Source organism: Mesorhizobium sp. M0816 (assembly GCF_040320005.1).
Classification (GTDB): domain Bacteria; phylum Pseudomonadota; class Alphaproteobacteria; order Rhizobiales; family Rhizobiaceae; genus Mesorhizobium.
Map to the genome: position 1 here is coordinate 280,629 of NZ_JAMYOT010000009.1, position 18,392 is coordinate 299,020.

General features: G+C 64.9%; 16 protein-coding genes. 11 read left to right on the forward strand and 5 right to left on the reverse strand.

The genetic code is table 11. The features are described 5' to 3' along the window. The first annotated feature begins 13 nt into the window (after positions 1-13). Both NKI17_RS16970 and NKI17_RS16975 read left to right on the forward strand, forming a co-directional pair. A complete protein-coding gene (locus NKI17_RS16970; protein ID WP_352697401.1) occupies positions 14-1,360 on the forward strand; it encodes an FAD/NAD(P)-binding protein in 1,347 nt (448 codons plus the stop codon). Between the two features lie 330 nt (positions 1,361-1,690). Further along, a complete protein-coding gene (locus tag NKI17_RS16975; RefSeq protein WP_352570132.1) occupies positions 1,691-2,044 on the forward strand; it encodes a winged helix-turn-helix transcriptional regulator in 354 nt (117 codons plus the stop codon). A gap of 114 nt (positions 2,045-2,158) precedes the next feature. On the opposite strand, the gene NKI17_RS16980 is transcribed toward NKI17_RS16975, so the two are convergent. Continuing rightward, a complete protein-coding gene (locus NKI17_RS16980; RefSeq protein WP_352570134.1) occupies positions 2,159-2,806 on the reverse strand; it encodes a cysteine hydrolase family protein in 648 nt (215 codons plus the stop codon). Next, positions 2,803-3,132 carry a hypothetical protein gene (locus NKI17_RS16985; protein ID WP_023718782.1) on the reverse strand — a complete coding sequence of 110 codons (330 nt, stop codon included), beginning with the start codon at positions 3,130-3,132 and terminating at the stop codon, positions 2,803-2,805. The genes NKI17_RS16980 and NKI17_RS16985 overlap by 4 nt, the downstream gene beginning before the upstream one ends. 165 nt (positions 3,133-3,297) lie before the next feature. Here NKI17_RS16985 and NKI17_RS16990 point away from each other — a divergent pair, with 165 nt between their 5' ends. The 8 genes from NKI17_RS16990 (at position 3,298) to NKI17_RS17025 (ending at position 12,907) form a co-directional block, all read left to right on the forward strand. Further along, entirely contained in the window at positions 3,298-3,687 is a 390-nt protein-coding gene (locus tag NKI17_RS16990) for a RidA family protein (RefSeq protein WP_352570138.1), read from the forward strand. Positions 3,688-3,873: 186 nt separating this feature from the next. Then, on the forward strand, positions 3,874-5,298 hold the full coding sequence (locus NKI17_RS16995; RefSeq protein ID WP_352570140.1) for a pyridoxal-phosphate dependent enzyme: 1,425 nt from the start codon (positions 3,874-3,876) through the stop codon (positions 5,296-5,298). Beyond that, positions 5,295-6,476, forward strand: a complete 1,182-nt coding sequence (locus NKI17_RS17000) for a cystathionine gamma-synthase (RefSeq protein ID WP_023675892.1) — start codon at positions 5,295-5,297, stop codon at positions 6,474-6,476. The genes NKI17_RS16995 and NKI17_RS17000 overlap by 4 nt, the downstream gene beginning before the upstream one ends. Before the next feature lie 306 nt (positions 6,477-6,782). Next, complete coding sequence (locus NKI17_RS17005; protein WP_352906372.1) at positions 6,783-7,751, forward strand: GlxA family transcriptional regulator; 969 nt, start codon at positions 6,783-6,785, stop codon at positions 7,749-7,751. Between the two features lie 293 nt (positions 7,752-8,044). After that, positions 8,045-9,349 (forward strand): M24 family metallopeptidase, encoded by a 1,305-nt coding sequence (locus NKI17_RS17010; protein ID WP_352570146.1) that lies wholly within the window; start codon positions 8,045-8,047, stop codon positions 9,347-9,349. Between the two features lie 20 nt (positions 9,350-9,369). After that, complete coding sequence (locus NKI17_RS17015) at positions 9,370-10,047, forward strand: isochorismatase family protein (protein ID WP_352797980.1); 678 nt, start codon at positions 9,370-9,372, stop codon at positions 10,045-10,047. Between the two features lie 16 nt (positions 10,048-10,063). After that, a complete protein-coding gene (locus NKI17_RS17020; protein ID WP_352906373.1) occupies positions 10,064-11,056 on the forward strand; it encodes an alpha/beta hydrolase in 993 nt (330 codons plus the stop codon). 210 nt (positions 11,057-11,266) lie between these two features. Continuing rightward, positions 11,267-12,907, forward strand: coding sequence for an ABC transporter substrate-binding protein (locus NKI17_RS17025; protein ID WP_023678945.1), 1,641 nt, complete (start codon positions 11,267-11,269; stop codon positions 12,905-12,907). Between the two features lie 139 nt (positions 12,908-13,046). On the opposite strand, the gene NKI17_RS17030 is transcribed toward NKI17_RS17025, so the two are convergent. Together NKI17_RS17030 and NKI17_RS17035 are read right to left on the reverse strand one after the other, a co-directional pair. Then, complete coding sequence (locus NKI17_RS17030; protein ID WP_352906375.1) at positions 13,047-14,576, reverse strand: pyridoxal phosphate-dependent decarboxylase family protein; 1,530 nt, start codon at positions 14,574-14,576, stop codon at positions 13,047-13,049. 25 nt (positions 14,577-14,601) lie between these two features. After that, entirely contained in the window at positions 14,602-15,687 is a 1,086-nt protein-coding gene (locus NKI17_RS17035; RefSeq protein ID WP_352797986.1) for a PLP-dependent cysteine synthase family protein, read from the reverse strand. Between the two features lie 213 nt (positions 15,688-15,900). Here NKI17_RS17035 and NKI17_RS17040 point away from each other — a divergent pair, with 213 nt between their 5' ends. Beyond that, the gene (locus NKI17_RS17040) at positions 15,901-17,931 is read left to right on the forward strand and encodes a transcriptional regulator (RefSeq protein WP_352797989.1); all 2,031 of its coding nucleotides are present in this window, start codon (positions 15,901-15,903) and stop codon (positions 17,929-17,931) included. Between the two features lie 122 nt (positions 17,932-18,053). Here the strand turns inward: NKI17_RS17040 and NKI17_RS17045 are convergent, their stop codons facing one another. Next, positions 18,054-18,380, reverse strand: coding sequence for a hypothetical protein (locus NKI17_RS17045; protein ID WP_352906377.1), 327 nt, complete (start codon positions 18,378-18,380; stop codon positions 18,054-18,056). Between the last annotated feature and the right edge of the window lie 12 nt (positions 18,381-18,392).

Here is an 18,392-nt window from a genome sequence, read left to right on the forward strand (position 1 = left end):
AGCTGGTGTGCGCATGACCGTGCGCGCTACGCCAAGTTCGATCATCATTGTCGGTGGCGGTGCCAGCGGCGTCGTGCTTGCCGCGCATCTGCTGAAGTCGCCCAATCCCGATCTACGTGTCAGCTTGATCGAAAAACGCCCTCATTTTGGGCAAGGCATGGCCTATTCAACGCTGCTGTCGGCGCATGTGCTGAATGTCAGCGCGTCGGGCATGAGCGCCTATGCCGACGATCCCGGCAATTTCTCGCGCTGGCTGCTTGAACGCGGCCTGGCAACGCCGGAACAGGCGCCGGTCTATGCGCCGCGCAGCGTCTACGCCCGCTATCTCAAGGAGCTTCTCGACGAGCTCGAGGCGCGTGAGCAGCAGACGGGCCGGCTGCGCCTAATCCGCGAGGAGAGCCTGTCGATCTCGCCGACCGCGTCAGGCGTCGAAGTGGCGCTGGCCAACGGCACCAGCGTGGTTGCGCATCTTGCCGTGCTCGCCACCGGCCACGACGAAGAGCCGGGGGCGGGGCAGGGGCATGCGATCAGGATGGGATCCGAGGCGGATACTGCGCTCGACCCCGAAGCCCGAGTCCTGGTCCTGGGCACCGGCTTGAGCATGGTCGATGCCTTCCTGTCGCTCGAGCAGCGCGGCCACCGCGGCGCGATCGTCGCGGTGTCGCGGCGCGGCCTGCTGCCTTCGCCGCATCGCAAGGGCAATCCGATCAAGCTCGACGTTGCCGACATTCCGCTCGGCACCCAGCTTTCCTATTTCGTCGGCTGGTTCCGCGACCTGATCCGGGAAAACCAGAAGGCCGGCATCGACTGGCGCGACGTCGTCGACGGTCTGAGACCCTTCAACCAGAAGATCTGGCAGAACTGGCCGTCCTCGGCCAAGCGCCGCTTCGTCGAGCACACCAAGGCCTGGTGGGACATCCACCGCCATCGCATGGCGCCGGAAGTCTACACCCGCGTTGCCGAGGCGGTGCAAGCGGGCCGCATCCGCCTTGTCGCCGGGCGCGTCGTCGAGATCGCCGCCGGCGACGGCTTCAGCGTACAGGTCCAGTCGCGCCACACGCAGCAGCTCGAAAGGTTCGACGTCACCCGCATCTATGATTGCACAGGCATCGCCAGGGACATCTCGACCACCTCGAACAGCGTGGTGCGGTCGCTGGTCGAGCGTGGGCTGGCACGGCCGGATCCGCTGCGCCTCGGCCTCGACGTGACCGCGAACTGCGAGGTCATCGCCGGCGACGGCACGGTATCCGCCAAGATCCTCGCCGTCGGGCCACTGACGCGCGGCACCTTCTTCGAAATCGACGCCATTCCCGATATTCGCGTGCAGTGCGCGCGGCTGAGCAAGCGCTTGCTCGGATGAGGCTCCCTTCGTCTTGGCGCAATTCGGACGCAAGACCGCCGCCGTTGGGTGAAAAGACCTCGACGGCATAAACGCGTTCGCTGAAGACGAACCAGGGGTGCGGGAGCTCGCTCCACCAGAGCCGACCGGCCAGCCCGTGGTGGTCGAGACAGCCAGGCGATGACGCCACACGTTTCGGCTGTCTCGCATTGACCGTATTGGTGTCGCGGACGCCCATCTTCGTTCTCCTCCATGGATTTTGTAGCCGGCCAGGCCGTGAGCCGCGACCCTGGCCAGATGACCGGGCAAATTCTGCTTCCGTTGTCACCGTGCCTTGCCTAGCATTGGCGCATGACCCAACGCGGAAGACTGTACGGCTGTCCGGTCGAGTTCGCGCTCGACGCGCTCGGCGGCAAATGGAAGACGGTGATCCTGGCGCGGATCAAGGAACAGCCGATGCGCTATTCCGACCTGCGCCGGCTGATCCCCTCACTCTCGGACAAGATGCTGACGCAGCGCCTGGCCGAGCTTGTCGAGATCGGCTTCGTCACGCTCGAGACGTCGCCGGACGGCAAGGGGCGCTACGCCTTGACCGGGCGCGGCGGTGATCTCGCCGCCGCGCTGCAGGCGCTCTATGACTGGGGCAGCGTGCATGGCCGCGCCGAGGGTGTGCGCTTTCGCACCGACAGCGCAGCCACCACCTAGATCAATTCCGGGAAAAGCGCGGAGCGGTTTTCCGTCCGCAATGTGTGAAGACAAAGCGATGGAGCGGTTCGGCGTTGCCGTGAAACGGTGGGTCGCGCGGCAAGCCGATTGCCCTCAACCCGCGCCGGCAAGCGCGCTGCAGAAGCTTGCGACGTCGGTGACGACGGCTTCGCCGAGGAAGCGTAGCGTCGCCATCGAGCGGTCGCGCGCTTCGCGGTTTCCGAAGCCACAGGCGTCCTCGATTACCATGGCGACGAAGCCATTGTCGGTCGCCTGGCGAACGGTCGGCTCGATGCCGATCTCCATGGCGATGCCAGCGAGCGCTATCGTGCGCACGCCGCAATCGCGCAAGGCAAAGCCGAGCGCGGTGGAATCGAAGGCCGACATCGTGAGCTTGTCGAACACCGCCTCGTCATCGCGGGGTTCCAGCTCGGGCACGATCCGCGTCGCTTCGGCGTCGCGCGGGAACCACGGCTCGACCATGTCGGGGCTGTCGCGCCGCTGCCAGGCCATGGCGGTGCGCAGCTGCGTCGCGCCCATCCATTTGCGCGGCAGCGACAGATGGCGCGTGAACGCCACCCGCATTCCGGCCCCGCGCGCCGCTTCCAGCACCGTGCCGGTACACTCGACGATGGTCGCGGCGCCGGCCACCTGGCGGCAGATACCGACCTGCATATCGTAGACCACCAGCGCCGTGCGGCGCGGATCGCACCACTCAGCCAGGCTGGCCGAAATTTCGATCCCGTCGCTCGACCGGATCATGCCGCCGTCCGGTCCCATGGCTTGGCGATATCGACCGTCGGGTCGAACAGGAATTCCAGCGGCAATGGCGCGTCGAAGGCGATGAAGTGCCATTCCAGCAGCCCGGCCTTTGACAGCGGGAAGTCCTCGGTGTAGCGCCTCGCTTCCGCGACGCTGTCGAGCTCGAAGACGATGATGACGCCGCCAATATCGCCGCGCGCATAATTCTCGCGCACGATCCCCGCCTTCCAGAGCCGCCAGACATTCGACACTTCGTCGCGCAGATAAGGCCGCAAATCGTCGAGCGTGACGCCGGGCTTGAAATTGTCATAGGCAAGAATCTTCATCGGCCATTCCTTGCATTGCTGTTCGCCCAGCGCCGGGTAGCATGGCGGAATCGGCGGCCGCAACGAACGAGATGGTGCGTTGAAACGGCCGCACGATTGCCGTTGATCCCTATGGGCGGCCGGGCGGCCACGGGATAATTTTTGCTGAAGAGGAGGAAAAGCGCGGTGAGGCTGAACCCCGAGGGCATGCACAGCAATCCGGCCTATTCGCAAGGCGTGTCGCTGCCGGCATCCGCGCGCATCGTGCTGGTCGGCGGCCAGAATGGCGTCGACGCGCAAGGCCGGATCGTCGCCAGGGACGATCTCCCTGCACAGACCGCTCAGGCGCTTTCCAACCTGGCAAAGGTGCTCGAAGCCGGTGGGGCAAAGCCTGAAGACCTCGTCAGCCTCTCGGTCTATATCGCCGGCGACCTGGACATAGGGCCGGCCTTCGGCGCCTGGATGGCCTTCTGGGCAAACCGTGGCGCGCCGCCGATCATCAAGGTGCTGCGCGTCGCCGGCCTCGGCAATCCGGATTTTCTGATCGAGATCGAAGCCCAGGCGGCGATCGCCTGAACCCTAAGCGGGTTCTGCAAATCTTTTGCCCTGCCTGCAGGCCGACGAAGCTTTCGCGAAATTCCATTCCCCTGCTGGCGGCCGGATTGGCACGATCTATCTTCTTTCCAACTGCAAACGGCTGGAAAAGACGGTAGGTTGCCGTCTTCCAGGGCGGTTGCTCATTCTGGCAACGGAGCATCTGACATGAGCAAGCACAAGATCGTGGCACCGGACGATGCATCGTCCCGCCTGCGCCCGCCCTATGCCTCGGTTCTCGACCTGATCGGGCAGACGCCGGTCGTCGAGCTGACCAAATTCGACATCGGCAAGTGCCGGCTGTTCATCAAGCTCGAAAGCCAGAATCCCGGCGGCTCGATCAAGGACCGCATCGCGCTGTCGATGATTGCCGCCGCCGAAAAACAGGGCAAACTGAAACGCGGCGGGACGATCGTGGAGGCGACCGCCGGCAATACCGGTCTTGGTCTCGCCCAGGTCGGCATCCCCAAGGGCTACCGCATCATCCTCGTCGTGCCCGACAAGATGTCGCGCGAAAAAATCCAGCATCTGCGGGCGCTCGGCGCGGAAGTGCGCATGACGCGTTCCGATGTCGGCAAGGGCCATGCCGAATATTATCAGGACATGGCCGAAAAGATCGCCGCCGAGTTGCCCGGCGCCTTCTACGCCAACCAGTTTGCCAACCCGGCCAATCCGCTGGCCCACGAAACCACGACCGGGCCGGAAATCTTTCAACAGCTCGGAGGCGATGTCGATGCGGTGGTCGTCGGCGTCGGCTCCGGCGGCACGCTGACCGGGCTTGGCCGCTATTTTGCGAAAGTCTCGCCGAAGACCGAGATGATTTTGGCCGATCCGGTCGGCTCGGTGCTGGCCCCGTTGATCAAGACCGGCAAGATGGTAGAGGCCGGAAGCTGGACCGTCGAAGGCATCGGCGAGGATTTCGTGCCGCCCAATGCCGATCTGTCGCTGGTCAGGAAGGCCTATTCCATCCCCGACAAGCAGAGCATGCTTGCGGTGCGCGACCTGCTTTCGAAGGAAGGCATTCTCGCCGGCTCGTCGTCCGGTACGCTGCTTTCGGCAGCGCTTCGCTATTGCCGCGAGCAGACCGTGCCGAAGCGCGTCGTTACCTTCGTCTGCGACAGCGGCAACAAGTACCTGTCGAAAGTCTTCGACGATTTCTGGCTGGTCGAGCAGGGCCTGGCCGAGCAGGAGCAGCATGGCGACCTGCGCGACCTGGTCATGCGCACGCTCCGCACCGGCGATGTCGTGTCCGTCGGCCCGGACGAAAGCCTGCTCAACGCCTATGGCCGCATGCGCCGATCGGATGTCTCGCAGCTGCCGGTGCTGGACGAGGGCAAGCTCGTCGGCATCATCGACGAAAGCGATATCCTCGCCAAGGTCGAAGGCCCCTATGACAGCCGCTGGGACCGCTTCAAGGCCCCGGTCAGTACGGCTATGACCTCTACCCTGCACACGCTGCAAGCCAGCCAGACGCTGGACGCGTTGCTGCCGGTCTTCGATCGCAACGAGGTCGCCATCGTCTTCGATGGCGACGAATTCATCGGCCTGATAACACGCATCGACCTGATCAACCATCTGAGGCGCGCCCGATGACCGTCAAAGCCACCGTATCGGGCAAAAACCGCCTCGCCTTTTCGACGCGCACCATCCATGGCGGCCAGAGCCACGACCCGACGACGGGCGCGGTGATGGTACCGATCTATGCCACTTCGACCTACGGTCAGCAGAGCCCGGGCGTGCACAAGGGCTTTGAATATGCCCGCAGCCAGAACCCGACCCGCTTCGCCTTCGAGCGCGCGGTGGCCGACCTCGAAAGCGGCACAGCCGCCTTCGCCTTCGCTTCGGGGCTGGCGGCGATCGCAACCATTTTCGAATTGCTCGATTCAGGCGCGCATATCGTCGCGACCGACGACATCTATGGCGGCACGTTCCGGCTGCTGGAACGGGTGCGCAAGCGCTCGGCCAATTTGCAGGTCGACTTCGTCGACTTCACCGACCTTGCCGCGGTCGAGGCGGCGATCCGCCCGGAAACCAAACTGCTCTGGGTCGAGACGCCGACCAACCCGCTGCTGCGTGTCGTCGACCTCGAAGGCGTCGCGGCACTTGCCAGGCGCAAAGGCGTGCTCTCAGTCGCCGACAACACTTTCTGCAGCCCCTATCTGCAGCGGCCGCTGGAGCTCGGCATCGACATCGTGGTCCATTCGACGACGAAATACCTCAACGGCCATTCCGACATGGTCGGCGGCGTCGCCGTGGTCGGCGACAACAAGGATCTCGCCGACCGGCTGAAATTCCTGCAGAACGCCATCGGCGCCATTTCAGGGCCGTTCGACAGTTTCCTGGCGCTGCGCGGACTGAAGACGCTGGCGCTGAGGATGGAGCGTCATTCGTCGAACGGGCAGAAGATCGCGCACTGGCTGGAAAGCCGTCCCGACATCCGCCGTGTCATCTATCCCGGCCTGCCCAGCCACCCGCAGCACGCCATCGCCAGGCGGCAGATGCACGCCTTCGGCGGCATGATCACGGTCGAGCTCGACCGCGACCTCGCCGGCACCAAACGCTTCCTCGAACATACGCAACTGTTCACGCTGGCCGAAAGCCTCGGCGGCGTCGAAAGCCTGATCGAGCACCCGGCGCTGATGACGCACGGCTCGATCCCGGCGAAAAAACGCGCCGAGATCGGGATTTCGGATTCGCTGGTGCGGTTGTCGGCCGGGATCGAGGACGGCGACGATCTGATCGCGGATCTGGATCAGGCGCTGGCGAGTTAGAAAGCGCCCGACCAAAGGCGATCGACCGCCAATGTTGGCGCTGCCCCTCATCGCCCTGCCGGGCACTTCTCCCCGTATAGGGACGGGGAGAAGGGAAATGGCCGCAACGCCGCCGCTCTCTTTGCAATGTTGGCGATTGGCGAACCCGTCGATGAGAGCGCTCCTCTCCCCGTCACTATACGGGGAGAGGATGCCGGCAGGCAGGTGAGGGGCAGCGCCGGCGCTTCGTGATCACGCCAACCCCGTTGACCCCAAGCCCCATCTGCCCGAATTGTAGCGCCGCAACCCTCCCGGCTCCGGACCCCCATGGCCACGCGCGACGCACCCAAACCTACCGAGCCCCTCACCTTCGCCGTGCTGGTTTTCCCCGGCTTTCCGATGATGGCGTTCAGCTCGGTGATCGAGCCGCTGCGCGCGGCGAACGTGCTGGCCAAGCGGGACTGCTACCGCTGGATCATCGTCGGCGCCGCCGAAGGCCCGGTGGAGGCCTCGAACGGCGTCGTCATCCAGCCCGGCTTTGCCGCCCATGACGCGCCGAAGGTCGATCGCGTCGTCGTCTGCTCGGGCGGCGATGCCGATCATCTCGTCGCGCACGATGCGGTGAGCTGGATCCGCAGGAGCCTGCGCGACGGCGCCCATATCGGTGCGGTGGCGGATGCCGCCTTCTTCCTGGCTCGGGCCGGCCTGCTCGACGGTCATGCCTGCACCTTGCACTGGACCAGCCAGGCTGCCTTCACCGAAGCGTTTCCGGATATCGAGCTGAGGCGCGATCTCTATGTCATCGACCGCAAGCGCTTCACTTCGGCCGGTGGCGTCGGCAGCCTCGACATGATGCTGGAGATCATCACCAGCGATTATGGCGCCGAACTGGCCGCCGGCGTCGCCGAATGGTTTGTGCACAGCCCGCTACGCTCCAGCGTCGACCGCAAGCTGATGCCGCTCAGGCTGCGGACCGGCGTGCAGAACGAACTGGTGCTGTCGGCCATCGCCATCATGGAGGATGCGGTGGAGGAGCGGCTCGGCATGGCGGAACTGGCGGGGCGACTTGGTGTCTCCTCCGATAAGCTCGAACGCAATTTCCGCTCCGAACTCAGTATCTCGCCCAACGGCTATTACCGCCGCCTGCGGCTGAAGCGTGCCGCCGACCTCTTGGCGCATTCGACGCTGATGGTGCGCGACGTCGCGCTGGCCTGCGGTTTCGCCTCGATGTCGAGCTTTGCGCGGGCGTTCCGGGAGGAGCATGGCCATGCGCCGAAGGTGATGCGGAGGCATTAGGTATTTCGGATGTTGGCGGGACAGCGCCCCTCTCTGCCCTGCCGGGCATCTCCCCCACAAAGGGGCGAGATTGGCCGTCGCCTCCGCTTTCGCCAATTGCCAACATCGCGAGAGTAGCGCCATCGGCGAAGCTGCCGATCTCCCCCCTCGTGGGGGAGATGTCCGGCAGGACAGAGAGGGGCGCGAAGGATCGCCGGCGCGTCGGGGCTGCGGCATCCGGCACAACATATGCGGCATCTCGCACAGCCTCTACGCGGCGCATAGCCCATCCTCGCCGCTTCCAGGAGGCACCCATGAGCATCGTCGTTTTTGACCCCGACAGCACCGAGGATGTCGACTTCAAGGACCGCATGCGCCATCCGGCGGCGGCGGATCCGGCCGGCGGCATGTGGCTGTCGGACACCGAGCCGTCCTTCATCGACGCCGACGCGCTGCGCAAGGGCCGGCTGGCCAGGCTGCGCGCCTGGATGCGCGAGGCCGGCTATGGCGGCGTCGTTTTGTTCGACCCCTACAACCAGCGCTACGCCACCGGCTCGCGCAACATGTTCGGCTATTTCCTGCGCAACTCGACGCGCTACTTCTTCATCCCCACCGAAGGGCCGATCGTGTTGTTCGAATATCCGCAGAGCTACCATGTCTCGATGGTGCTCGACACGATCGACGAGGCGCGTCCGTCCAAGCTGGTCTGGTCATCGGTGTCAGGCCGCGACGACGAGACCGCCGGCCCGTTCGCCGATGAGATCGCCGAATTGCTCAAGGCGCATGGCGGCGGCTCGATGAAGCTCGGCCTTGACCGCTGCAGCCATCTGCAGGCACTGGCGCTGGAAAAGCGCGGCTGCGAGGTGCGGGATTGCCAGGGCGAGATTTTGGCGGTGCGCGCGGTCAAGACGCCCGAGGAAGTAAAATGCCTGCAGGTGTCGATGGCTGGTGCCGAGGCTGCGGTCTATGCGGTGCGCGAGGCGATCAAGCCTGGCGTTTCCGAAAACGAGCTGTTCGCCATCATGTATGGTGAGGTGATCCGGCAAGGCGGCGAGTTCATCGAGACCCGGCTGCTGACCTCGGGCCAGCGCACCAATCCGTGGTTCAACGAGGCGAGCGGCCGCAAGATCAGGCCGGGCGAACTCTTGGCGCTCGATACCGATACGATCGGCTGCTACGGCTATTATTCGGACTTTTCGCGCACCTTCCGTTGCGGACCGGGCAAGCCGACGGACTATCAGAAGTCGCTCTACCGCATGGCGCACGACCAGGTTCAGCACAATATCGGGGTCGTCAAGCCGGGCATGGCGTTTCGCGAGATTGCCGAAAGGGCCTGGAAGATACCGGACCGCTTCGTCGACCAGCGTTATACCTCGGTCATGCACGGCGTCGGCATGCATGGCGAAACGCCGTTCATAGCGCACGCCATGGACTACGAGACCTATGGCCGCGACGGTGTCATCGTGCCCGGCATGGTGGTCAGCGTCGAAAGCTATATCGGCGAGAAGGGCGGCCGCGAGGGCGTCAAGCTGGAAGACGAGATCCTGATCACCGAGACCGGCACCGAGCTCCTGTCGCGCTTCCCCTATGAGGATGTTTTCCTTGACAGGCATGTTTGAGTGTTGACAGGCAGTTTTGCATGAAAAGCCCGATCTCGATCAAGCGCGGCAAGGTGGCGGCGGTGTTCATCGATCTCCAGGAGGAGCATCGGCGGGACAAGCGCTATCTGGTCGAAGGCTATGGCGACATCCTCGCCAACGTCCAGCGGCTGCAGGAGGCGGCGCGGGCCAACAATGTGCCCCTTTACCACTGGGCCTATATCGTCGATCTCGCCACGGCGCGGCCGCTCCACCCGGTCGAGGCCAGCGGCAAGTCGGCGTTTTCCGACAAGGACGATCCGCTGACTGCGATCTGCGCGGAAGTGGGCCCGGCGACAGGCGAGATGATGCTGGTCAAGACCGATGCCAGCGCCTTCCGCACGGGGCCTGCCGCCGAGCGGCTGAAGGCCGACGGCATCGAGTGGCTGGTCGTTGCCGGCGTCTGGACCGAGGCCTGCATCGATGCCACCGTCAAGGATGCGGTGGCGCTCGGGTTTCGAGTGCTGCTGGTCAAGGATGCCTGCGGCAGCGGCAGCACGGCGATGCACCAGACGGCCGTCCTCAACCTTGCCAACCGGCTCTATGGCGGTGCCGTCACCACCACCGACGGCGCCTGCCGGCTGCTGGCAGGCGAGACGGTCGAAGCCTGGCAGGTCGAGGGCTCGGTGCCGCTGCGCTTCAGCTATGAAAATGCTGCCCGGCTCTACGCCGAGCTCTGAGCGGGATCGCGCAGCGATGACCACCGAGGCCGAGCGACCCGGAACGAGAGGGCGCGGAAAATACCAAACGCTGCTCGATCCGGAGCTGTGGGCCTATATCGATCGGGTCAACGAGTGGTATCCGCCCGAAATCGTCTACATGCCGATCGACAGGCAGCGGGCGGTCTATGATGCCATGTGCCGGGCGTTTCGCGAGCCCTATCCACCCGGCGTCAAGGCCAGCGACAGCGCGGTTCCTGCCGGCGACCGTGCGATCCCGGTCCGGCGTTACCAGATGGCGGGCACGGCGCCGCAGGCCATGGTTGTCTATTATCACGGCGGCGGCTTCGTCCTTGGCGGGCTCGACAGTCATGACGACATCTGCGCCGAGATATGCGCCGGCACCGGCTTTGCCGTGCTGTCCGCCGATTACCGGCTGGCGCCCGAGCATCTGCATCCGGCCGCCTTCGACGATGCGCTGGCCGTATTCGAATGGGCGACGGCGACGGCCGGCCTGCCGATAGTGCTCTGCGGCGAAAGCGCCGGCGGCAATCTGGCCGCTGCGGTGGCACAGGCGACACGCCGCCATCCTCGCCATGCGATCGGCCAGGTGCTGATCTATCCCGAGCTCGGCGGCCCGGAACCAGTTGGCAAAGAGAGCGCCGGCTCCTGTGTCGAGCACGCCGAAGCGCCGCTGCTGACGTTGCGCGACATCGAGTTCTATCGCCAGATCCGGTCGGCGAAGGGACAGTCGCAGGACGACCCGACCTTTTCGCCGCTCAGCGACACCGACTTCTCCGGGCTGCCGCCGACGGTCATCGTCACCGCGCAATGCGACCCGCTGTCCTCGGAAGGCGAGGCCTATCGCGACCGCATCCTGGCCGCCGGCGGTCGCGCCTGGTGGCATGAGGAGCCGCGCCTCGTGCATGGCTTTCTACGCGCCCGCGAGACCGTGCCGCGAGCCGGCGAAGCCTTCGGGCGCATCATTGCGGCCATCGCCGCGCTCGGCAAAGGCGACTGGCCTTACTGAGGTTGCGAAGGCCCCCTCATCCGGCCGCTTCGCGTCCACCTTCTCCCCGCTGGGGAGATTGCGGAACAGCGCACAAGAACTGCGGAAGTCCGAACACTCCCCCACGGGAGCTCGCCCTATCATCCCCGAGGCAATGGCGCTCCGGCGATCGCATCCGTCCCCCGCGTTTGGCGATCGGCAGAGGTGCCCAACAACAGGGGAATGACGACAATGAAGTTCATGCTGACCGATCGAAAACTGCATCCGCAGGCCGAGCCCGTCGCCGATGGCTTCAAGAAAGGCCAGATGAACCGGCGCGAATATCTCGCCACCATGGCTGCGCTCGGCGTCAGCGCTACCGGCGCGCTGGCGCTCGGCGGGCTTGCGCCGTCACCGGCCAGGGCCGAGGAGCCGAAGCGCGGCGGCATCTTGCGCGTCGCCATGAACGTCAAGGGCTGGAAGGATCCGCGCACCTTCGACGGCGTCGAGATGTCCAACGTCGCCCGCCAGTGCAACGAATATTTGGTGCGCTGGAAGCGCGACTTCACCTTCGAGCCATGGCTGCTCGAGAGCTGGGAAACCAGCGACGACGCCCGCGTGCTGACGCTGCATGTCCGCAAGGGCATCACCTGGTCGAACGGCGACACCTTCAACGCCGACGACGTGATCCACAATCTGACGCGCTGGTGCGATGCGTCCGTCGCCGGCAATTCGGTGGCCGCGCGCATGGGCGCACTGGTCAACGCCGATACCAAGAAGGCCGTCGACGGCGGCATCGAGCGCGTCGACGATTTCACCGTCCGGCTCAATTTGCCCAAGCCCGACATTTCGCTGATCGCCGGCATGGCCGACTATCCGGCGCTGATCATGCACCGCAGCTATGAAGGCGACGGCGATCCGCTGAAGGCATTGGCGATCACCACCGGGCCTTGCGAACTCGTGGCATGGGACGCCGAGGTCGGCGCCGAAGTCCGCCGCAAGGACAAGCCATGGTGGAAGGGCGAGTTCTACCTCGACGGCATCAAATGGGTCGACTACGGCTCCGACCCCAACGCCATGCTGTCGGCCTTCGAATCGGGCGAGATCGACACCGACCACGAAACCGCCTCCGATACGGTTGCGCAGACCGAGTCCATGGGCCTGAGCAATTCCGAGATCGCCACCGGTTCGACCATCGTGGCGCGTTTCAACGTCGGCAACCCGCCCTATGACGACATCAAGGTGCGGCGCGCCGCCCAACTTGCCGTCGACAATGCCGCCGTGCTGAAGATCGGCATGGACAACCGCGGCAAGCCTGCCGAGAACCATCATGTCGGGCCGATGCATCCCGAATATGCCGATATCGGCCCGGCCGTCCGCAACATTGATCAAGCCAAGGCCCTGCTCGCCGAGGCCAGCAAGGCCGACCACGAATACGAACTCATCTCGGTCGACGTCGACTGGCAGAAGAGCACCGGCGACGCCATCGCCGCGCAGATGCGCGAGGCCGGGCTGAAGATCAAGCGCACCGTGCTGCCGGCCGCGACCTTCTGGAACGACTGGAGCAAATATCCTTTCTCCTGCACGGAATGGCTCGGCCGGCCGCTCGGCGTCCAGGTGCTGGCGCTCGCTTATAAGTCTGGCGCCGCGTGGAACGAGAGCGCCTACGCCGATCCGGAATTCGACAGTCTGCTCGACAAGGCGCTGGCGATGCCCGATCCCGGCGCCCGCAAGGAGCTCATGGCCAAGATCGAACAGAATCTGCGCGATTCCGGCGTCATCATCCAGCCCTACTGGCGCTCGGTCTACCGCACCTACCGCAAGGGCGTGCATGGCTGCGAGCAGCACCAGTCGCTCGAGCAGCATTTCGAGAAGGTTTGGCTCGAGGCGTAGCCTTGCAGACGACCAATTGTCGGGGCCAGCGCCGCTCCTTCCACCTTCTCCCCTTGTGGGAGAAGGTGGATTGGCGCGCAGCGCCAAGACGGTTGAGGGGTGCGGACGGAGTGCCGTCAGTATCAAGCTGGAACACCCCTCATCCGGCCGCTTCGCGTCCACCTTCTCCCACAAGGCGAGAAGGAAGAGCCACGCCAGGCCTTGAAATCTCCAGTCCAAGCCGCACCGTCTCCCGCACCAGCAGGTCCAGATCGTCGCGCCGGGTGCGGTGGTTGTTGATCGCCACCCTGAGGCTATGCTGGCCATGCACCGTCGTGTCGGAAATGGCGGCGATGCCTTCTTCCTGCAGCCTCAGCATGATCTCGGTATTGAGCGCTTTCAGGCGCTCCCCGCCCAGTCCGTCCGCGCGGTAGCGAAAGCAGACGATGTTGATGCTCACCGGCGCTACCAGTTCGAGTGCCGGTTCGGCCGCGATCAGCGCGCCGAGATAATGCCCTTGCGCGATGTTCTGGTCGATCAGCCGGCCGAACTTTTCGATGCCGTGCTCTCGCAACGCCATCCACACCTTCAGAGCGCGAAAGCCGCGCGTCGTCTGCAGGCCGTAATCGTGCAGCCATTGGCCGGAGGCCAGGCCGCGCGGCGTCGATTCCAGATATTCCGGCGTCACCGCGAACGTGCCGCGATGCACGGAGGCATCCCGGATCAGCGCGCAGCCGACCTCGAATGGCGCGTGCAGCCATTTATGCGGATCGAGCGCGATCGAGTGGGCGTGCTCGATGCCGGCAACGCGATGCGAATTGTCCGGCGCAATCGCAAGCAAGGCGCCGATGCAGCCATCGACGTGAAACCACAGATCCTCTTTTGCCGCCAGATCAGCCAGCGCTTGCAGATCGTCGATTGCGCCGGTGTTCACCGTGCCGGCCGTACCGATTACGCAGGCCGGCTTGAAGCCGGCGTCGCGGTCCTCGGCGATCGCCGCCCGCAACGCAGCGATGTCGATCCGCAGCCCGGCATCGCTCGGGATGCGACGCAGCGCCCGGTTGCCGAGGCCGAGCACTTCCATCGCCTTGCGGTGACAGGAGTGAAGCTGGTCGGAGCCGTAGAAACGCAGCGGCTTGTCGATGCCGGCAACGCCGTGCTCGCGTATGTCGATGCCGGCCTTGGCGTTGCGCGCCACGGTCAGCCCGATGATGTTGGCCATCGAGCCGCCGCTGACCAGCGTGCCGCTGGCCGATTGCGGAAAGCCCATCATCTGCTTCAGCCAATCGACGACCTGGCCGTCCATCAAGGCGGCGGCGTGGTTGCCGCCGCCGAGGTTGGAGCCCTGGATCGCCGCCAGGAAATCACCGAGCGCCCCGGTGAAATTGCTCGACCCCATGTACCAGGCCCAGAAGCGCGGATGGATATTGCCCATTGGATAGGCCATCAGCTTCTTGACAACGTCGCCATAGACATCGGCCAGCGGCGCCGGCGAACGCGGCAGCGGCGATGTGAAGAAGGTCCTCACATCAACCGGCATCTCCTGCCACACCGGACGCTCTCTGACATCGCGCAGGTAAGCGACGGCATCGTCGACGATCCGATGCGACAGGGCCTGCACGTCGGCCCAGTTCGAGGGGTCAAGCGTTTCCTCGGTGGCCGTGACGGCCAGTCCAGGCTTCGTGTCCATGCAGGCCGCTCCCGATGTGCCGCCGTCACGCCGGAAACTGGCAGCCGGGCGTCGACTGCGAAAGCGCGGTCTCCTCGGCGTCCATCTCCGCCTCGATGCCGTCGAACAGCGGTGTCGTCATGTAGCGTTCGCCAGTATCGGGCAGCATGCACAGGATCACCGAGCCGGGCGCCGCCTTTTCCGCGATCTGCCGCGCCACCGCGAAGGTCGCTCCGCCGGAGGTGCCGGTGAAAATCCCTTCCTTCTGCGCCAGCGCCTTGGCCCATTTCATGCCCTCGGGCCCGGCAATCGGCACCACCTCGTCATAGAGGCTTGCGTCTATCGCCTCCTGCAGCACGTCCGGAATGAAGTCGGGCGTCCAGCCCTGGATCGGATGCGGCTCGAACGCCGGATGGCTGGCGGCAGGCGCGCCGCCGGTGCCGCGCTGCTGCGGCTTGCCGCTGCCGATAAGCTGCGCATTGGCCGGTTCGGCGAGCACGATCCGGGTCTCCGGCCGCTCGCGGCGCAGCACGCGTCCGACGCCGGCGACGGTGCCGCCCGTGCCGTAGCCGGTGACGAAGCAGTCGAGCCGCGAGCCGGCGAAATCGTTGATGATCTCGCGCGCCGTCGTCGCTTCGTGAATGGCGGCGTTGGCCTTGGTTTCGAACTGGCGGGCCAGGAACCAGCCATTGGCTTCGGCGAGCTCCACCGCCTTCTTGTACATGCCGAAACCCTTCTGGGCGCGCGGCGTCAGCACCACCTTGGCGCCCAGCATGCGCATCAGCTTGCGGCGTTCGATGGAAAAACTGTCGGCCATCGTCACCACCAGCGGATAGCCCTTCTGGGCGCAAACCATGGCAAGTCCGATGCCGGTGTTGCCGCTGGTCGCCTCGACCACGGTCTGGCCAGGCTTTAGAGCGCCGCTGCGCTCGCCTTCCTCGATGATGTTGAGCGCCAGCCGGTCCTTCACCGAGGCGGCGGGATTGAAGAACTCGGCCTTCACGTAGATCGTGGCATGGTCCGGTCCGAGATTATTGATGCGGATCACCGGCGTATCGCCGACCGTGTCGAGAATGCTGTCGAACAGGCGGCCGCGCCCGGCGGTGGTTCTGATTTTCTGTTGATGCAACATGTCGATCTCCTCGCTTTGTCGTTGTCTCTTTTCGTCATGGGCCGGTTACAGACCGGTGGCTTGGGCGGCGAGGTTTCGAGACCTTGCCGCGCTACATTTGCCCCCGGCAATGCCAGCATCCGGCGCGGGAATTCGCTGCCGGATGCACCGTGTCGCGTTTGGTGATAAAACAAAGGCCGACTGGCCAGCGTGGGAGCAGGCGTGGAAACTTACGTGGAATCCGCCCGATCGAGCCTCCACGGCGAGGTGGCCGGCTTTTCCGTGCGTCTGCTCGGACCGCTGACGATCGCACGCAACGGCATCATCATCCAGCTCCCAAAATCGCGCAAGCTGTGTGCGCTGCTCGCCTATCTGGCGCTGGCGCCGCATCCGGTCGGCCGCAGCCGCCTCTGCGAGCTTTTGTGGGATGTGCCGAACGACCCGCGCGGCGAGCTTCGCTGGTGCCTGAGCAAGCTTAGAGGCATCCTCGATGAACCGCATCATCGCAGGGTCGAGACACCAGGCGACACGATCGCGCTTGATCTGAGAGGTGCTTCCGTCGACGCTGTCGACATAGCCTCGGCCGCCGCCAAGGGCGTTGAGACGCTCGGTCTAGAGCGGCTGCAGGCTCTTTCCGGAATGTTCGCCGGCGACTTTCTCGATGGGCTGGAGATCGACCGCAGCCCGCATTTCAACAGCTGGCTGATCGCTCAGCGCCGCCGCTTCGGCTCTTGGCACGCCGCAATCCTGGAACATCTCGTCAACAAGCTTCCGGTGGATGCCGACAGAATGTCTTCGCATCTGGACAAATGGCTGGAACTCGCTCCGTTCGACGGGCGCGCGCATGTGGCTCTTCTGAAAGGGCTGGCGCAGCGCGGCCAGTTTGATGCGTGCGAGGAACATCTCGCTTCCGCAGCGCAGCTGTTTGCTTCGGAGGATCTGGATTTCGGACCCGTTCGTGAGGCATGGCGCACGATCCGCAACGAACGACCTGCCGCTACGCTCTGGGCGCGACCGTCACTCGTACCCGCGGCCCCTCACGCGTCAATTGTGCTTCCCAATTCCGACACTGCTGCATCGCAGAAGGCTTCGCTTGCGGTGATGCCGTTTGCCGAAGAGACGGCTGACGGCGGCCCACGCGGAGGCATCGCCGATGGCCTGACCCACGATATCATCACCCGCCTGGCCAAGCTCAGGGATTTCTTCGTCATCGCGCGCGGTTCGGTGTTTGCGCTCGCCGAAAAAAACATTGGGCCGGAGGATGCCGGCCGTCGGCTCAATGTCGATTATGTCGCCACCGGCACGGTACGCAGCCAGGCCGGCCGCGTCACCGTCGCGGTCGAGCTGGTCGAAGTGCGCACGGCCAGGATCGTCTGGGCCGAGACGTTCGAGCGCAAGCCGAACGACATCTTTGCCGTGCTCGACGACATCGGCAACAGCATCGTCTCGTCGATCTCGGCCGAGATCGAGACGGTCGAGCGCAACCGCGCCATGTTGAAGGCGCCCAATTCGCTGAACGCCTGGGAAGCCTACCACCGCGGTCTCTGGCACATGTATCGCTTCACCCGCGCGGAAAACGAGCAGGCCCGGCATTTCTTCGACATAGCCTTGAAGCTCGATCCGACGTTCGCCCGCGCCTATGCCGGCCTCTCCTTCACCCATTGGCAAAATGCCTTCCAGCGCTGGGGCGACCGCGACCACGAAAGCGCCCTGGCCTTCGAGGCAGCCGGCCAGAGCCTGCTCGTCGACGATCACAATCCGGCCGCTCACTGGGCCATGGGGCGGGCGCTGTGGCTGCGCGGCGAGCAGGACGGCTCCCTCATCGAGCTGGAACGCGCCGTAGACCTCAGCCCGAATTTCGCGCTCGGCCACTATGCGCTATCTTTCGTCCATTCGCAGTCCGGCGACCCGCAGGCTGCGATCGGCTCATCCGACCATTCCAGGCATCTGAGCCCCTTCGATCCGCTGCTGTTCGGTATGTTGGGCGCCAGGGCGATGTCGCATGTCCGGCTCGGCCAGTTCGACGAAGCCGCCGAATGGGCGCTGAAAGCAGCCGCGCGTCCCAATGCCCACGCCATCATCCTCGCGATTGCCGCGCATTGCCTTGCGCTGGCGGGGCGGCTGGACGAGGCACGAAGTTTCGCCGCTGCGCTGCGCAAGATGCTGCCGAACTACTGCGCCGACGATTTCATCGGCACGTTTCGCTTCGAGCCGGACGCCGAGGCGCTGTTCCGGCAAGGCGCCAAGCGGATCGGGCTGGGGTGAGGCAGGCGCGCGGTTTGCCAGGCTCTCCAAACCGCTCATCGCGGCTGGCCGCCCCAAACATCGTCATGTCTGCAGCCAGGGCGCATCGTGAGGTTGGTTGCGAATTCGTCGACCAGAGCGGATCAGACGGGCTCAACCGATTTGACGTTGCCGTCGGTATCCACGAGGCAGCTTGTCTTCTTGCCACTGGCATCGAGTTCGACCTGATAGGTCCTGGAATCGAGCTTGCTCGACGAAACCGGAAGTATCTTCGTGCTGTCGACGCCGCTCGCCTTGGCGACTGCACTGGCGCAAAGCAGCTGAAGGTCCGCCGGGGCAGTCTCGACCTTGGTCCTGGACATCTGGTTCTGAGGCGGCGGCGGCGCGCTGACGCAAGCGCTAACGGCTCCAGCCAGGAATCCGATTGCCGTCACCAGGATCGAATTTCTCACTGCATCTTTTGCCGACATTGCTTGTCCCTC

Excerpts from the sequence above, each read along its gene's own strand:
- NKI17_RS17005 (WP_352906372.1), top strand. The coding sequence starts at position 6,783 with ATGGCCACGCGCGACGCACCCAAACCTACCGAGCCCCTCACCTTCGCC.
- NKI17_RS17035 (WP_352797986.1), bottom strand. The coding sequence starts at position 15,687 with ATGTTGCATCAACAGAAAATCAGAACCACCGCCGGGCGCGGCCGCCTG.
- NKI17_RS17045 (WP_352906377.1), bottom strand. The coding sequence starts at position 18,380 with ATGTCGGCAAAAGATGCAGTGAGAAATTCGATCCTGGTGACGGCAATC.
- NKI17_RS17000 (WP_023675892.1), top strand. The coding sequence starts at position 5,295 with ATGACCGTCAAAGCCACCGTATCGGGCAAAAACCGCCTCGCCTTTTCG.
- NKI17_RS17020 (WP_352906373.1), top strand. The coding sequence starts at position 10,064 with ATGACCACCGAGGCCGAGCGACCCGGAACGAGAGGGCGCGGAAAATAC.
- NKI17_RS17030 (WP_352906375.1), bottom strand. The coding sequence starts at position 14,576 with ATGGACACGAAGCCTGGACTGGCCGTCACGGCCACCGAGGAAACGCTT.
- NKI17_RS17025 (WP_023678945.1), top strand. The coding sequence starts at position 11,267 with ATGAAGTTCATGCTGACCGATCGAAAACTGCATCCGCAGGCCGAGCCC.
- NKI17_RS17015 (WP_352797980.1), top strand. The coding sequence starts at position 9,370 with ATGAAAAGCCCGATCTCGATCAAGCGCGGCAAGGTGGCGGCGGTGTTC.
- NKI17_RS16985 (WP_023718782.1), bottom strand. The coding sequence starts at position 3,132 with ATGAAGATTCTTGCCTATGACAATTTCAAGCCCGGCGTCACGCTCGAC.
- NKI17_RS16970 (WP_352697401.1), top strand. The coding sequence starts at position 14 with ATGACCGTGCGCGCTACGCCAAGTTCGATCATCATTGTCGGTGGCGGT.
- NKI17_RS16995 (WP_352570140.1), top strand. The coding sequence starts at position 3,874 with ATGAGCAAGCACAAGATCGTGGCACCGGACGATGCATCGTCCCGCCTG.
- NKI17_RS16975 (WP_352570132.1), top strand. The coding sequence starts at position 1,691 with ATGACCCAACGCGGAAGACTGTACGGCTGTCCGGTCGAGTTCGCGCTC.
- NKI17_RS17010 (WP_352570146.1), top strand. The coding sequence starts at position 8,045 with ATGAGCATCGTCGTTTTTGACCCCGACAGCACCGAGGATGTCGACTTC.
- NKI17_RS16980 (WP_352570134.1), bottom strand. The coding sequence starts at position 2,806 with ATGATCCGGTCGAGCGACGGGATCGAAATTTCGGCCAGCCTGGCTGAG.